A 15855-nucleotide genomic window follows, 5' to 3' on the forward strand; every position below is an offset into this window, starting at 1 on the left:
GCACAATTGCCGCTCGCCAAAGGTTTATGCACGGTCCACGGTACATACGAACCATGACACTGGGCTGCACCACGGTGTCGATTCGCATCAGCCCGATTGTAGGGCCCGCCTAGGCCCTACTCCATCGTTATTTCGTTCACGTCGTTTTTCGCATCGTTCTGGAACAGCAGAGACACAGCAACAGACGTATGTATACGATCAGACACGAAAGAGGTGAGCACGTTCAATGAGTGAACGTGGTTCGACGGCAGTGCCGGTCGAGGAACAGACGACTACGACTAACGATCCAGCAGACGAGCCATCACCGATAACGACGGGGGCCCAGTCGGTTGTCCAGGCGTTATCTGTGGCCGGTGTGAACGCGTTGTTTGGCGTGCAAGGTGGGGCGATAATGCCCGTGTACGACGCGCTGTACGCCGAAACAGACCTCCAGCACGTGACGATGGCACACGAGCAAGGGGCGGCCCATGCGGCCGACGCCTACGGCCAACTGACGGGCGAGCCGGGGGTCTGTCTTGCGACCTCCGGGCCGGGTGCGACGAACCTGGTGACGGGACTCGCAGACGCTGATATGGATTCCGATCCGGTGATTGCCCTGACCGGCCAGGTGCCGACCGAGCTTGTCGGCCACGATGCATTCCAGGAGACCGACACCGTTGGTGTCACCCGACCGGTCACCAAGGCGAACTACTTCGCTGAAGATGCCGATTCGGTTGGCGATCTCGTTGGAAAGGCGTATGCGCTCGCTCGAGAGGGCAGACCAGGACCGACGCTTGTCGATCTTCCCAAGGACGTAACAAACGGCGAGACAGACCAGACACCCGGCGCTCCGGCATTGCCAAAATATCACGAAATTCAGGAGATAGCGGACGAGTCTGCTGTCGAGGCCGCAGCGAGTGCGCTGGAATCATCCAGTAAGCCGCTGGTGCTTGCGGGCGGTGGCGTGATCAAAGGAGACGCCACAGAGCAGCTGCGAACGTTCGCAAAGCGCCACGAGATTCCTGTCGTGACGACGATGCCAGCCATCGGGAGCTTCCCCGAAGACCACGAACTCGCGCTTGAGTGGGCCGGCATGCACGGCACTGGCTACGCAAACATGGCGATCTCACACTGTGATTGTCTGCTGGCTATTGGAACGCGGTTCGATGACCGACTCACGGGGGGCATCGAGACGTTCGCCCCAGCAGCAGAGATCATCCACGTGGATATCGATCCCTCGGAGATCTCGAAAAACGTTGCGGCAGATCATCCACTGATCGGTGACGCAGGCACAGTGATCGAACAGCTCGCGAGTGCAATGGAGCGTTCGCCATCGGCGGCTGACTGGCGCACACAGTGTCAACACTGGAAGTCGACCTACAAGATGAGCTACGACTGTCCGAAAGACGGTCCCATCAAACCACAGTTCGTGGTCGAGGCGATGGACGAGCTCACGCCGGATGAGACGATCGTCACCACTGGCGTTGGCCAACACCAGATGTGGGCGGCTCAGTACTGGACGTACACCGAGCCACGCACATGGATCTCATCACATGGACTCGGAACGATGGGATATGGACTGCCAGCCGCAATCGGCGCGAAAGTGGCCTGTCCGGACCAGGAGGTCGTCTGTTTCGATGGCGACGGCTCGTTTTTGATGACGATCGAAGAGCTGAGCGTTGCGGTTCGAGAGAATCTCGATATCACGGTGTGTGTGCTGAACAACAACGCCGTGGGGATGGTTCGCCAGTGGCAGGACGCCTTCTTCGAAGAGCGACGGATGGCCTCGGAGTATCCCTGGGTACCGGCGTTCGACAAACTGGCCGAATCGTTCGGTGCTGCAGGGTTTACCATCCAGGAGTATGACGAGGTCGCAGACACGCTCGCCGCCGCCCGGTCGTACGACGGCCCGAGTATCGTTGACGTGTTTATCGATCCCGAGGAAAACGTCTACCCGATGGTGAAAAGCGGCGGCAACAACGCCGAATTCGCGCTCTCGGAGGAGCAACTATGAGCCAGGGACTCGACGGCCCGGCCCCAAAAGAGCGATCGCTTCCCGAGGCCAGACGATCACCGGAAGGCATCAGACTCGATCCGTCGACCGGCGTCGAACACACGCCGCGGCGGACAGTCATTTCAGCACTCGTTGCCCACGAGCCGGGCGTTCTCTCCGAGGTGTCCGGCCTGGTGAGTCGCCGGCAGTTCAACATCGAGAGTCTCACGGTCGGTTCGACGACGAATCCGGAGACTGCACGGATCACGCTCGTGATCGAAGAATCAGAGCAGGGCATTCGACAGGTCGAAACCCAGCTCAAAAAGCTCTTGCCGGTGATTTCCGTGCGAGAGCTCAACAACGACGCAGTTCGTCGCGAGCTCGTCGTGCTGAAAGTCCACGCCGAAGGACCAGAACAAGTGCACGCCATCACCGAGATGTACGATGGAACGGTGCTGGACGCCGGCCCGCGCACGATCACGGTCGAAATTACGGGAGACGAACAGAAGATCGACGACGCGATCGACGCCTACGGACAGTTCGGCATCCGTGAGATCGCCCGAACCGGCCAGACTGCGCTTGCACGCGGCGACGAATGGACGACCCATGCCGAGGAATCGCGATACGAACGAACGACAACGGTACATACCAATGACTGAGTCAGCAACGATCTACTACGCGGACGACACGGACCGATCAGCAATCGAGAACCGCACCGTAGCCGTCATCGGCTTCGGAAGCCAGGGCCACGCCCACGCGATGAACCTTGACGACAACGGCATTGATGTCGTGGTTGGGCTGCGTGAGGACTCCTCATCGCGCCAAGCAGCAGAGCAGGCCGGACTCAGGGTGGCAACCCCTTCAGCTGCCGCCGCTCAGGCGAGCGTGATTTCCATGCTCGTCCCAGACACCGTTCAACCCGCCGTGTACGAGGCGATCGAGCCCGAGCTAGAAGCAGGTGATACGCTCCAGTTCGCACACGGATTCAACATTCATTACGGTCAGATCGATCCGGCCGAGGACGTGAACGTCACGATGGTTGCACCCAAGAGTCCCGGGCATCTCGTGCGGCGGAACTTCGAAAACGACCAGGGGACGCCTGGACTGCTCGCCGTCTATCAGGACCCAACCGGCAAGGCAACCGACATTGGTCTCGCATACGCCGACGCGATCGGCTGTGCGCGGGCCGGCGTCGTCGAGACCACCTTCAAAGAAGAGACCGAGACGGATCTGTTCGGCGAACAGGCCGTGCTCTGTGGTGGCGTGACAAGTCTAGTGAAACACAGCTACGAGACGCTCGTCGAGGCAGGATACAGCCGAGAGATGGCCTACTTCGAGTGTATGAACGAGCTGAAGCTGATCGTTGATCTGCTGTATGAGGGTGGATTGGCCGAGATGTGGAACTCGGTCTCTGATACTGCCGAGTACGGTGGATTGACCCGTGGTGATCGCATCGTCGACGAGGACGTGCGAGAGAACATGGAGGCAACGCTCGAAGCGGTGCAAAACGGTGAGTTCGCACGCGAATGGATTGTGGAAAACCAGACCGGACGGCCGAGTTACACACAGCGACGAGAGGCCGAGCTCGATCACGATATCGAAGACGTGGGAGCCGAGCTCCGCGAGCTGTTCGCCTGGAGCGCAGAGACCGATGAAGATGACGAGAAAGCCAAACGCAACGGCGTCCCAGCCGACGACTGACGAGCATGACAGGAGACACACTCGGCGATATCAAGCACACGCAACCGAACACTGACGAACCGTTCGGCACGCATCTGGTGTACCGACGCGGGCCGGTCGTCATCGCTGATGGTGGTCGAAACGAATGCGACGCCGAAACGCTCGGCACGATCGATCACGTTGGCCCGATCGGCGAGCAAGCCGCACACAACCGCGTGTTCGATCGAGGTGACACCAAATGAGCGAGCGAACGCTCTACGATAACGTGTGGGATCGCCATCACGTGACGACACTTCCGAACGGACAGGATCAGCTGTTCGTGGGGCTACACCTGATTCACGAGGTGACGAGCCCGCAGGCGTTTGGCATGCTCAGAGAACGCGACATTGAGGTGGCCAGACCGGAGCTGACCCATGCGACGGTCGACCACATCGTGCCGACCGCCGATCAGTCTCGGCCGCTGTCTGACGATGCGGCAGAAGAGATGATGAGCGAACTTGAGCGCAACGTCCGTGCGTCCGGTATCCAGCTGGATGATCCGACGAGCGGCAATCAGGGGATTGTTCACGTGATCGGACCGGAACAAGGACTGACCCAGCCCGGCATGACGATCGTCTGTGGTGACAGCCACACCTCGACACACGGCGCGTTCGGGGCACTGGCGTTTGGCATCGGGACGAGCCAGATCCGCGATGTGCTCGCCACCCAGACGATCGCCATGGAAAAACAGAAGGTGCGAAAGATCGAGGTGACCGGCGAGCTTGGCCCACACGTTGGTGCCAAAGACGTGATCCTCACGATTATCCGTGAGCTCGGCACTGACGGCGGTGTCGGCTACGTCTATGAGTACGCCGGCGAGGCGATCGAAGCACTCGATATGGAAGGTCGAATGAGCATCTGCAACATGTCGATTGAGGGTGGTGCTCGCGCAGGCTACGTCAATCCCGACGAGACGACCTACGAGTGGCTTCGCGAGACCGAGGCGTTCGCCAATACTCCAGACGAGTTCGAAGCCCTCAAACCCTACTGGGAGTCGATTCGGAGCGACGACGACGCCGTCTACGACGATGTGGTCGAGATTGATGGCTCTGCAATCGAGCCTGCAGTAACGTGGGGAACTACCCCAGGACAGGTCGTCCACATTAACGAGCCGATTCCGGACCCAGCTGACCTCCCTCCAGAAAAACGCGAAACCGCCCGAGCGGCACAGGAGCACATGCGCGTCGAACCTGGCGAAACGATGGCCGGCTACGAAATCGACGTGGCCTTTTTGGGCTCGTGTACGAACGCCAGACTCAGCGATCTACGCACTGCAGCGCAAATCGTCGATGGACACACCGTGGCACCGGGCGTGCGAGCGATGGTAGTACCAGGCTCACAGCGCGTAAAGGCCGCCGCAGAACGCGAAGGGCTCGACGAACGATTCGAAGCCGCCGGGTTCGAGTGGCGCGAGGCGGGCTGTTCGATGTGTCTTGGCATGAACGAAGACCAGCTCTCGGGCGATCAGGCGAGTGCCAGCTCGTCGAACCGGAACTTCGTCGGTCGACAGGGCTCACCCGATGGGCGGACGGTACTGATGGGTCCACGGATGGTCGCAGCAGCGGCGATCACCGGCGAGATTACGGACGTTCGGACGCTCCCGGAGGTGTCGGTAGCATGAGCGACGGCGTTCCATCCGTCGAGCGCGTCTCTGGGACCGGAATCTACGTCCGTGGAAACGACATCGACACCGATCAGATCATTCCCGCGCGGTTCATGAAGGTCGTCACCTTCGACGGCCTCGGCGAGTTCGCCTTCTTCGATCAGCGGTTCGAAGACGACGACACCGAAACGGACCATCCGTTCAATGACCATCGATTTCAGGACGCATCCGTGCTCGTAGTGAACGGAAACTTTGGCTGTGGTTCGTCGCGAGAGCACGCTCCGCAGGCGCTGTTGCGCTGGGGAATTGATGCGATCATTGGCGAGAGCTTCGCCGAAATTTTCGCAGGGAACTGTCTCGCGCTGGGAATTCCAACGGTCACTGCAGACCAGGCGTCGATCGAGTCGCTCCAGGAGACGATCGACGACAGCCCCGACACCACGATTACCGTGGACGTAGACGCCGAGACAGTCAGCTATGGCGAGATAACGATCGACGCTGCAGTTGATGCTGCCCAGCGAACCGCGCTCGTCGATGGCATCTGGGACACGACGGCGTTAATGAGAGCCAACGAAGCGGCGATTGAGGAAACCGCCGCGGAGCTGCCGTATCTATGACCGAAACGATCGCCGTCATCCCTGGCGATGGCATTGGCAAATCGGTGGTACCCGCAGCCGTTCGAGTGCTCGATGCGCTCGATCTTGGGCTGTCGTTCGCGATGGCAGACGCGGGCGATGAGACCCGTGCAGACACGGGCACTCCACTGCCCGATCGGACGGTCGAGACCGTCGAATCGGCCGATGCGACGCTGTTCGGTGCCGCCGGCGAAACTGCCGCCGACGTGATCTTGCCGCTGCGATCAGTCGTCGGGTCGTACGCCAACATTCGACCGGCCCGCACCTATCCAGGTGTGTCGGCGGTGGCACCAGAAACCGATCTCATCTTCGTCCGCGAGAACACAGAAGGCGTCTACGCCGGGATCGAGAGCTCGATCGAACCAGGCATTACGACGCTGACGCGCGTGGTGACCGAAGACGCCTCGCGTGCGATCGCCGAAATGGCCGTCGAATACGCCAGTGATCGGGAGGGCTCGTTGACGATCGCACACAAGGCAAACGTCATGCGCACCACGGACGGGCTGTTTCTCGACACTGCAACAGCTGTGGCAAAAGACCGCGGCATCGACTACGACACTGCGCTCATGGATGCACTCGCCATGCAGTTGGTGATGGAACCCGAGGCGTACGACGTGGTGGTCTGTCCGAATCTGGCTGGAGATCTGCTCTCCGATCTGGCAGCTGGGCTCGTTGGCGGGCTCGGCTTGCTTCCGAGTGCGAACATTGGCGGGGATAATGCGCTGTTCGAACCCGTGCACGGCACCGCACCCGACATCGCCGGCGAAGGCATAGCCAATCCCACTGCGACGATCCTTTCGAGTGCGATGTTGCTCGAGTATCTTGGCTACGATACGGCGGCGACGCGGGTTCGTGAGGCCGTCGAGGCGACGCTCGAAACCGGGCCGAAAACACCAGATCTCGGCGGCAGTGGTTCAACCGAGGACGTGACCAGCGCGGTCATCGATCGGCTGTAAAGCGGTACTACTGGCGCTCAAGTTTGTCGACGAGTGCGTCAGTGAGCCCACTTAGAGACGCACTCCCCCACAGACCAACGATGAGACCGCCAACTGCATCGAAGATCAGATCCATCATCGTGTCTGTCAGTCCGTACTGAGTGAGAATCGAACCGCCGATGTACAGTGGCGTGATGATGCCAAGGAGAAATTCGAGAATCTCCCAGAGCACACCAAACGCAACGACGAACAGCACGGTGAACACGACCATGAACTTCGGCGGAAACGAGAGCTGCTCGGTGTGTAAATCGATTGCGCGAACGGTCGTGTAGCCCACCGCCGCCACAACGGACGCAGAAAGCGCATGCGTCAAATGGTCCCACCACCAGAACGACTGGTAAAACGAAACGCCACTTCCCGGTACCGCCACGGTTCCCAGTGCGTGAAAGAACACCGCAGCCGTGATCCACAGGGTGAGTCCTGGATTCATCGGCAGGCCGTAATCGCGCTGGAGAATCGCCGGGAGAAACGACACCATCACCCCGATCGCGCTGTTGACGATGACGCTCACATTCCGGTGGACGATTCCAACCAGAAACATGCCAATGAGAACGATCTGCATCGCTATCGCGAGCCGGCGCTTTGTTTTTTGCCGACGAAGCCATCTCATTCGGCCATCACCTCACGGAGATGGGCTGTCGACCGTAGCCGTCGGAAATACACCGAGAAGATGAGCCCTCCAATCATACCGGCGATAGCAGAGAAGATAAATTCAATCATGAGTTCTCGGGGAACAAGAACGAGTTGTACGCCGAGATAACTGACGGCGAGCCACCGCGCAACCGCCCAGAGGCCAGCAGCAGCAAGCGTCGTAATGATGACAAAGACGACTGCAAAGCCGTCTGTCATTTTGACCGATGTGAACGCGTCGAGTTCGACTGCAACGACCAGCGCCACCGTGGCTACCGCCATGTAGGTGAAAAGCGAATTCGTCGCATCGAATCCAAGTCCCAAACCAACCAGCGGTAGCGCCGCCAAGACCACTAGCTCCCACGGTAACATCACCCAGATTGATCGATAGCCAACAGGAGGGACGACGACGAGCACCACCAAGAACAGGCCAAAGCCAGCCCATATCGGATCCACGCCGAGCAGCCCTCCCGAGACGATAGCCACGAAGAAAACGAGTAACCATCCAATCACAGCGTTCAGCCGTTTGCTCTCGAGAACCCCTACCAGATCAAACTGATCCATAGTATAATGCTTTTGGTGTACTGAGTGAAACAAACTGTGGTGCAGTCGATTGGAACCTCCATCAACGCCAGCTCACCTGCTGGGGCGGTGAATTTCGTACTCGCCGAGATGATCGAGACTCATCACCACCCATTCTCTGGTGGGTGCTGTGGTTTCAATCCGATCCACGACCGTCTGCGCACGGTCGGGAGCCGTAACGAAACAGCGCAAATTCCCTTGATCGGGAACGGTGAGTGGATCACGATCCGTGATGTACACCACACGCCACTTTCGCTGTGCGCGAAGCTCGTCTCCAGCAGCCTCGACGGTGTATCCGAGGTCTGAGAAGATTGAGCAGGCCGTATCAAGTATTGGCGTGTTAACTACCCTCATCTGGCAGAGTATACCATACACTCCCCTATAGGTGTACCGGCGATCGTTCGAAAGCGGTTACGCCACTGTCCGATGGCTCACAACGGTGAGAATACCCAGTACGAGCGCGCTAACCGACAGCAACAACAGCGCCAGAGGAAACGTGTCGCCAAGTCCAAACGTCTGGTAGGAGTGATACATTTCGACCGGGAGCGTAGTTGGTGTGTACGCAAGCATCATTGTCGCGCCGAACTCGCCGATTGCACGGGCGAATGTCAGGGCGATTCCCGCGAGAATGCCCGGTCCGGCGAGCGGTAGCGTCACGTACTGGACAGTTTCTCTTCTGGTTTTGCCCAGCGACCGAGAGGCGAGCTCAAACCGCCGATCCACCCGCTTGAACGCGGTCGTTGCCGTCACGACGAGTAGTGGTGTTGCGACGAACGTCTGGGCGAGGACCACGCCTATGAGTGAGTTTGTGAGCTGAACGCCTGCGTCGGCTGCAAGCGTTCCAAGTGCGGTGTTTGGACCGACAACAGTGAGGACGACGAATCCACCGACAGTCGGTGGCAAGACGAGCGGTAGCGTGACGACCCCGAGGACGATTCGTGACCAGGGTACAGTGGCACGCGAAAGCCAGTAGGCAAGCGGAAGCCCACCAGCCGTTCCAATCATCGTCGAAACCGTTGCCGTCACCACGGAGGTCACCGTCGCCGACCGGATTTCGGGAGCACCGATCCTGGAGAGGATCATTTCAGGCCCGCCCAGATAGAGCAACGACAGGAGCGGACCGCCGTAAAAACACACCAACAGTCCACCAAGCGCCAGTGCGCGGCTGGGTGCGCCACCAACCGTTCGCTCGTGGGGAAGAACACCAACCATTAGAGCCCCTCGCTGATGTCGTTCGGAACCGATCCCGTCGATATCGGGTGTTGGTCGCGAACGACGAAACCCGAGCGATCGAGATACGATCCGGTCGTCTGTTCGAAAAACACATCTCTGACTCGAGACGTTTTTCGGCGGATCGTTGAGGCGTAGCCGATTGGGGATCCCTGTATTGTCTGTCCCGACGGGAGCGTATAGGAGACGGTCGAATACCACTTTCTGGTCGCCGGTGGGCTGCTGAGATCGATTGCATCCGGAAGCGCAACGAATTCGTAGCCCCGTTCTGTGGCCATGTTGCGGTAGGTAAACGCCGCGTCGATCGCGCCGATTTCGAACTGCCCGAGAAGGCCTGTCTCTGGAACGATTCGGGTCGATTTCAGCACCCGATCGGTGAGCCCGGACTCCTCGTGATAGCGCGCTGCCAGCTCCAATGCAAAGAGCGTCCGATAGCCGAGCGGATCCTGGTCGGGATCCGTACGGCCAAGGCTGTGGTCTCCATCGAGAAGTGGCAGATACCAGCGATCGACTGACACCGATGTAAGGCTACGACCGATCGACGTATCCTGGTTGTATGCAAGAACGATCGCATTGCTCGTGAACGTCACATACCACGGCGGCGTGAGGACTCCCTCGAACAGGGATCCGTCTGCTACCGTCACGATGTCTGGATCACGCTGGCCCGAATCAACCAGCCGAGCGACGGTGGCAGAGCCGTGTGCCTCAATCTCGAGCGGTACGGAAAGCGCCGGTGCGAGCTCCTCTTCGAAGGTGTACTGTAAGCTACCCGCAGTCAGAATTGTGACAGGATCGGCGTCCAGTTCGCCCACGAGATTCGAACATCCTGTCAGAGTAGATAGGCCAGCCATCCCAATCGACTGTAGTACCCGCCGACGCCCCTGATTGCTCGTCGTTATTTCCATACAGACACATCGATCTCATGGTGACTGTAACATAATCGTTTTGCCCGTGTGAACATTCAACAGGCCATGGAACACGAGGTGGCGATCGACACGGCGTTGCGGGCTGGCGACGTGCAGTTTACAGAGCGCGACGCCACACTGCTCCGGGCGATCGCAGCAGAAGGCTCACTCTCGGGGGGTGCAACCGCACTCGGACGCTCATACGCAAGATCACAACGACGTATTGTCGAGCTCGAATCGGCGTTTGGCTCGCTCGTCGAGCGAACGCGCGGAGGTGCCGACGGCGGCCACAGCACGCTCACCCAAACTGCCACACGACTGTGTGGTACGTTCGACCGACTGGACTCCGAGCTGCAGGCACAAACGAACGTCGATGCGACGGTTCTCGATGGCGTCGTTCGCGAGTCTGTCGGTGATCTCGGCACCGTCGATACCGCAGTCGGGGTGGTTCGTGCCGTCGCTCCTTCGGTTGGAAAATCAGTTCGAGTTGTCATCCGGGCCGACACAGTCACCCTCTTCGAGCCCGGTAGCGTTCCAGCAACCGCGACCAGCGCTCGCAACCGATTTTCCGGGACGGTCACCACGATCGACGATCGGGAGACGGCCGTCCGTGTTGGACTCGCCATCGGTACGGATACCGAACTCATCGCCCTGATTACGCCCGAAAGCGCCGACCGACTCGCCATCGAATCGGGAACCGAACTGGTTAGCTCATTCAAAGCGACCGCCACGAGAGCGTTTTCTACCTTCGAGTAACGAGATTTGGAGTACGTGTCCATTTGTCAAGTGAACTGTCGCCAGTCCAAACCACTCTGTCATCAGAAGAGAATGAACCGAAAACGATTATACACCGTCAACTGATTGTTCTATTGTGGTTTACGAGACCGGCAACCGGACGGTAGACGACGCCGTCGCCCGCGTCCTCTCCGGAGAGACGCTTGATCGAACGGATGGCCTCGCATTGCTGGCCCAGCCAGTCCAGCCGCTCGCCGCAGGAGCGGATCTCGTTCGATCACGATTTAGCGACGGAACGGTCGACGCCTGTTCGATCGTGAACGCGAAGGCGGGAAACTGTGCCGAGGACTGTGGCTTCTGTGCACAGTCCGTTCACTTCGATACGGGGATCGACACGTACGGCTTTCTGGATCCTGCGGAGATCCTGGCGGCCGCACAACGCGCCGAACGCGACGGCGCACAGCGGTTTGGCATCGTAGTGGCAGAAAAAGGAGTGAGCAAAAACCGCCGCCCAGAGGAGTGGGCAGAGGTGCTCCGGGCGATTCGGCTGGTGCGCGATGAAACAGCCGTCGAAGTCGACGCGAGTCTCGGTATCCTCACGGAAGAAGAGGCCCAAATCCTCGCAGCTGAAGGAATCAACCACTACAACCACAACATCGAGACCTCCCCGGAGTACTTCCCGGAGATCGTCGGCACACACTCGTTCGAAGACCGCGTCGAGACGCTACAGGTCGCAAAAGACGCGGGGATGGATCTGTGTGCGGGAGTGATCCTCGGCATGGGAGAGTCGCCTGCTGATCGGGTTTCGGCGGCAATTGCACTCCAGGAGATTGGGATTTCCTCGCTGCCGGTGAACGTGTTGAACCCGGTAGCAGGGACGCCACTTGGCGATGAGGAGGGTGCCAGCATCTCTACGGAAGCCTTGATCAAAACGATCGCCGTCTATCGGCTGTTGCATCCTCACGCACGGGTTAGACTCACCGGCGGTCGGGAAGTCAACCTCGCACCCGACGAGCAGCATTTGCCGTTCGAGGCGGGAGCCGATGGCATCCTCACTGGCGATTACCTGACGACGGAGGGACAATCGCCGGGTGAAGACATCCGCATCATCGAGCGGGCGGGCTTACAACCGAATCGGTCGGTCAATCCGTTCGATCCAGAGACCGTCAAAGCTGACACCGAAACGAAACCGACGACCTCGCCCGCCGTCGGCACCGCAACCAGCAACACAGCGAATCAGGAGTAACTACCAATGGACGAAACGAAGATCGCAGTCCTCGGAACCGGTGGTATCGGCCGACGAACGCTCGAACTCACGACGCACAAATCATGGGTTACGCCGGTGGCGGCGTGCGATCGCTACGGGATCGCAGTTGATCACGACGGACTCGACGTTGACGAACTGCTTGACGCCACGGAGGGAAATCTTGCAAGCGAACGCGGCTCGCAAACGTCAACAGATGGCGGTGTCGCCGTCAAACAGAGCGGTCCGGATCGGGGAGTCGTAGCCTCAGAGCAGGCAGTTTCGACGGAAACACCGATCGAGGACGTGATCGCAGAGAGCGAGGCGATCGATGCGGTTGTGCTTGCGCTTCCGAATCTGGAACACGATTTCATTCCACGGATCGCCGATCGCTTCGTGGCGGCCGGCTTCGAGGGAGTCCTTATCGATGTGCTCAAGCGCTCGCGCGTGATTGGCATGCTCGATGAGCGCGCCGACGCCTTCGAAAGCAACGGTATCACGTTCGTCTGTGGTGCCGGTGCAACGCCCGGCTTTCTCACCGGCGCGGCCGCACTCGCAGCGCAGTCGTTCGTGACGGTCGAGTCGATCGACATCTGGTGGGGTGTCGGACTCAAATCCGGCTACGCTGACAATCGAGGCACCGTTCGTGAGGACATTGCCCACCTCGAGGAGTACGACATCGAAACTGCGAGAGAACTTTCGGACGAAGAGATCGAGGCGATCATCGACGAGCACGACGGCGTGCTCGAGTTCACAGACATGGAACACGCCGACGACGTTCTGCTAGAGCGGGCGGGCATCTGTGACGCCGAAGACGTAACCGTCGGCGGGATACTCGACGTTCGGAGCGACGAAAAGCCAACGACGACGACCGTCACTGTCACGGGAACGACGTTCGATGGTGAGCAGGCAACGAACACGTTCGAACTGGGTGATGCAACGAGTATGGCTGCCAACGTAAACGGTCCGGCGGTCGGCTATCTCAAAACGGCTGTCCAACGGAACAGAAACGGCATCTACGGCGTGTTTGGTCCCACAGAGCTGTTGCCGGGGTTCTAGGCATGCGCTCGGAATCGTCGTCAGGACACGGCTTCGATCCCGTGGCTCGACTCAACGCGAGAGAGGATGTGGGGCTCCGCCGAGAGCTATCACCGCACGAAACGGTCGGTGCGCGAACCAGGTGGACAAACGATCCCTGTGGTGCACAGCCGGTGTTTGCTGGTGACACTCCGGCGATCGTGATGGCTTCGAACAACTATCTGGGTCTGGCCGGCGACGATCGCGTCACCGACGCCGCTGGCCGGTGTGCCGAGCTGGTCGGCGCTGGCGCAGGGGCGAGCCGACTCGTCACCGGTGATACGCCCGCCCATCGGGCGCTCGAGCGCGATCTCGCTCGCACGAAAGGAACTAAGCGCGCACTCACCTTTTCTTCGGGCTACGCTGCGAACGTGGGGACGATTACGGCACTCGATCCCGATGTGGTCTTCTCCGATGTGTCCAACCACGCCTCGATCATCGATGGCTGTCGACTCGCATCCAGCGAGGTCGTCGTCTACGACCACTGCGACCCCGACGCACTGGAGACGGCAATGGCAGACCGTGCGAATGAGCTCGCATCTACGGACTCGTGGCTGGTGGTCACCGACTCCGTATTCAGCATGGACGGCGATGTGGCTCCGCTCTCTTCGCTCTGTGACGTGGCCGAGCAATACGGGGCGTGGATGATGGTCGATGAGGCCCACGCCACCGGCCTGTATGCGGACGGTGGCGGGATCGTCCAGCGCGATGGTCTTTCTGACCGGATACAGATCCAGCTCGGAACGCTCTCGAAGGCGCTGGGTGCGCAGGGTGGCTACGTGGCAGCCAGCGAACCGGTGGTCGAGCTGCTCGCAAACGAGGCCCGGTCGTTCGTTTACTCGACTGGCCTCGCCCCGCCGGCGGCCGCGGCGGCGCAAACGGCACTCTCGATCGCGCGCCACGGCGACCGCCGACAGCAGCTCTGGTCGAACGTCGATCGCCTGCGGACTGGCCTCACAGCGGCTGGCTACGACATTGCCGGATCATCACAAATCCTCCCGGTCATCGTTGGTGACCGACAGGACGCGGTGGCGCTCGCAGCGGAACTTGCTGAAGAAGGGATCGTCGCCCCGGCGATTCGCCCACCGACAGTTCCCGAAGGAACAAGTCGCATCCGACTTGCGCCGATGGCGACACACACATCCGAAGACATCGACCGCTGTGTCAAAGCGTTCGAGCGCGCGGAGGTCGCACCGTGAACGTCGCGGTACTGGGCACCGACACTGGCGTTGGAAAGACGATCATCACCGCGGGACTGGTCGGTGCGCTACGACGTGAGGGCTACGACGCACGGGCCGTAAAGCCAGCCCAAACCGGCTATCCACCGGACGATGACGCCGGTACTGTCGCCAAGATTTGTAACGAATCGACGGCAGCGCACTGCTGTCGGTATCTGGATGAACCGCTTGCACCCGCCATCGCCGCCGATCGGTCGGACCGGCAGCTCTCGTTCGATGCGCTTTTCGCGGACGTAACCGATGCCCTCGATTCAGCTGCAATCGGCGTTCTCGAGGGCGTTGGTGGCGTTCGTGTTCCAGTGACCGCTGAAAGCGAGCTCCTTGATCTCGTCTCTGCTCTTGAGTGTCCCGCAATCGTCGTTTCTCGCCCTGCGCTAGGAACACTCAATCACACCGCGCTGACTGTCGAGGCCCTCCAGAGACGTGCAATCCCGGTGCTTGGTGTCGTCCTTAATCAGTTCACTGGCGACACCGTGGCCGAACGAACGAATCCCGACGCTCTCGGATCGATGATCGAGTGTCCGATCAGTACGTTCCCTTCTGTCGAGCAGGATGCGGTGATTGAAACCACACAAACCCGGCTCGCGTCCACCATCGATCGCATTCTCGATCACACACCCCCAGCACAGGTGCGTACTCGAGAGTAACACACCCCATTCGAATGGTTCCAATGAGTCTCTGTTCGTCCCTCCCTGATTAATACGGAACAGCCCAAAGCGAATCTATGAGACGACGCACAATGTTGCGCTCGATCGGAACGGTTGTTGGATTCGCAACGACGGCTGGATCAATCTCGACAACCCGCGCTCGGACGAACTCTGTGGAGTCGCCGACGCTAGTCGACCGTTCGTTTACCGTCGAGGGGGTAGCCCCCGGCAATGACTCCAGGGCCAGCGCAAACATTTCCGAAGATGAAATCGAACTCACCGGTACGATCACGGGATCGAGCTCCTGTCAGACCGCCCAGCTCGCCGGTTGTTGTATCATCGATGAGGAGTTCGTTGCCGCGATTGAAACGGTCGAACCCGACGATGAAGAGGTCTGTCTCCCACATCTCACCGAGATAACCTACCGGGCACGCTTTCAGTTCGAACCCGCCAGTCCACAGCGCGTCACCGTGATCCACGACGATCGAGTGGTGTTGGGTCCCGACTCATCAAACAATACATAGTCCGAATGAGGATTCACCAACCGCCGACCAGGAAGCAAATATTCTAGATTCGAATGTTTCCACACTAAAATAGAAACTCGAGTTTTGGTTAGCCGAAAATTATTTTCAATATTGGGAATG

General features: G+C 59.7%; 18 protein-coding genes. 13 read left to right on the forward strand and 5 right to left on the reverse strand.

What is annotated here, in order from left to right; genetic code table 11:
• The first annotated feature begins 226 nt into the window (after positions 1-226).
• Genes ilvB through JXQ78_RS03310 form a run of 7 tightly spaced genes read left to right on the forward strand, consistent with a single transcriptional unit; the run spans position 227 to position 6885 of the window.
• A complete protein-coding gene (ilvB, locus tag JXQ78_RS03280; protein ID WP_330632052.1) occupies positions 227-1993 on the forward strand; it encodes a biosynthetic-type acetolactate synthase large subunit in 1767 nt (588 codons plus the stop codon).
• Positions 1990-2631 (forward strand): acetolactate synthase small subunit, encoded by a 642-nt coding sequence (gene ilvN, locus JXQ78_RS03285; protein WP_330632053.1) that lies wholly within the window; start codon positions 1990-1992, stop codon positions 2629-2631. Before ilvB ends, ilvN begins: the two co-directional genes overlap by 4 nt.
• Positions 2624-3673, forward strand: coding sequence for a ketol-acid reductoisomerase (gene ilvC / locus JXQ78_RS03290; RefSeq protein ID WP_330632054.1), 1050 nt, complete (start codon positions 2624-2626; stop codon positions 3671-3673). The genes ilvN and ilvC overlap by 8 nt, the downstream gene beginning before the upstream one ends.
• A gap of 5 nt (positions 3674-3678) precedes the next feature.
• Complete coding sequence (locus tag JXQ78_RS03295; RefSeq protein WP_330632055.1) at positions 3679-3894, forward strand: hypothetical protein; 216 nt, start codon at positions 3679-3681, stop codon at positions 3892-3894.
• A complete protein-coding gene (leuC, locus tag JXQ78_RS03300; protein WP_330632056.1) occupies positions 3891-5312 on the forward strand; it encodes a 3-isopropylmalate dehydratase large subunit in 1422 nt (473 codons plus the stop codon). Before JXQ78_RS03295 ends, leuC begins: the two co-directional genes overlap by 4 nt.
• Positions 5309-5911, forward strand: coding sequence for a 3-isopropylmalate dehydratase small subunit (gene leuD / locus JXQ78_RS03305; protein ID WP_330632057.1), 603 nt, complete (start codon positions 5309-5311; stop codon positions 5909-5911). Before leuC ends, leuD begins: the two co-directional genes overlap by 4 nt.
• Positions 5908-6885, forward strand: coding sequence for an isocitrate/isopropylmalate dehydrogenase family protein (locus JXQ78_RS03310; protein WP_330632058.1), 978 nt, complete (start codon positions 5908-5910; stop codon positions 6883-6885). Before leuD ends, JXQ78_RS03310 begins: the two co-directional genes overlap by 4 nt.
• 7 nt (positions 6886-6892) lie before the next feature.
• On the opposite strand, the gene JXQ78_RS03315 is transcribed toward JXQ78_RS03310, so the two are convergent.
• The 5 genes from JXQ78_RS03315 to JXQ78_RS03335 form a co-directional block, all read right to left on the reverse strand.
• Complete coding sequence (locus JXQ78_RS03315; RefSeq protein WP_330632059.1) at positions 6893-7534, reverse strand: hypothetical protein; 642 nt, start codon at positions 7532-7534, stop codon at positions 6893-6895.
• Complete coding sequence (locus JXQ78_RS03320) at positions 7531-8118, reverse strand: hypothetical protein (RefSeq protein WP_330632060.1); 588 nt, start codon at positions 8116-8118, stop codon at positions 7531-7533. The genes JXQ78_RS03315 and JXQ78_RS03320 overlap by 4 nt, the downstream gene beginning before the upstream one ends.
• 72 nt (positions 8119-8190) lie before the next feature.
• Complete coding sequence (locus JXQ78_RS03325; protein WP_330632061.1) at positions 8191-8490, reverse strand: DUF7116 family protein; 300 nt, start codon at positions 8488-8490, stop codon at positions 8191-8193.
• 57 nt (positions 8491-8547) lie between these two features.
• The gene (locus JXQ78_RS03330; protein WP_330632062.1) at positions 8548-9348 is read right to left on the reverse strand and encodes a molybdate ABC transporter permease subunit; all 801 of its coding nucleotides are present in this window, start codon (positions 9346-9348) and stop codon (positions 8548-8550) included.
• Complete coding sequence (locus JXQ78_RS03335) at positions 9348-10271, reverse strand: extracellular solute-binding protein (RefSeq protein ID WP_330632063.1); 924 nt, start codon at positions 10269-10271, stop codon at positions 9348-9350. Before JXQ78_RS03335 ends, JXQ78_RS03330 begins: the two co-directional genes overlap by 1 nt.
• Before the next feature lie 66 nt (positions 10272-10337).
• Between JXQ78_RS03335 and JXQ78_RS03340 the strand changes: the two genes are divergently transcribed.
• The 6 genes from JXQ78_RS03340 (at position 10338) to JXQ78_RS03365 (ending at position 15735) form a co-directional block, all read left to right on the forward strand.
• Positions 10338-11027: a TOBE domain-containing protein gene (locus tag JXQ78_RS03340; protein WP_330632064.1), complete on the forward strand. Its 690-nt coding sequence runs from the start codon at positions 10338-10340 to the stop codon at positions 11025-11027.
• A gap of 115 nt (positions 11028-11142) precedes the next feature.
• Positions 11143-12252: a biotin synthase BioB gene (bioB, locus tag JXQ78_RS03345; RefSeq protein ID WP_330632065.1), complete on the forward strand. Its 1110-nt coding sequence runs from the start codon at positions 11143-11145 to the stop codon at positions 12250-12252.
• Between the two features lie 6 nt (positions 12253-12258).
• Positions 12259-13308: a transcriptional regulator gene (locus JXQ78_RS03350; RefSeq protein WP_330632066.1), complete on the forward strand. Its 1050-nt coding sequence runs from the start codon at positions 12259-12261 to the stop codon at positions 13306-13308.
• 2 nt (positions 13309-13310) lie between these two features.
• Positions 13311-14525, forward strand: coding sequence for an aminotransferase class I/II-fold pyridoxal phosphate-dependent enzyme (locus tag JXQ78_RS03355; protein ID WP_330632067.1), 1215 nt, complete (start codon positions 13311-13313; stop codon positions 14523-14525).
• Positions 14522-15211 carry a dethiobiotin synthase gene (gene bioD / locus JXQ78_RS03360; protein ID WP_330632068.1) on the forward strand — a complete coding sequence of 230 codons (690 nt, stop codon included), beginning with the start codon at positions 14522-14524 and terminating at the stop codon, positions 15209-15211. The genes JXQ78_RS03355 and bioD overlap by 4 nt, the downstream gene beginning before the upstream one ends.
• 77 nt (positions 15212-15288) lie before the next feature.
• On the forward strand, positions 15289-15735 hold the full coding sequence (locus JXQ78_RS03365) for a hypothetical protein (protein WP_330632069.1): 447 nt from the start codon (positions 15289-15291) through the stop codon (positions 15733-15735).
• Positions 15736-15855: the final 120 nt, after the last annotated feature.

It is taken from the genome of Halocatena halophila (assembly GCA_027563145.1).
Taxonomy (GTDB): Archaea; Halobacteriota; Halobacteria; order Halobacteriales; family Haloarculaceae; genus Halocatena; species Halocatena halophila.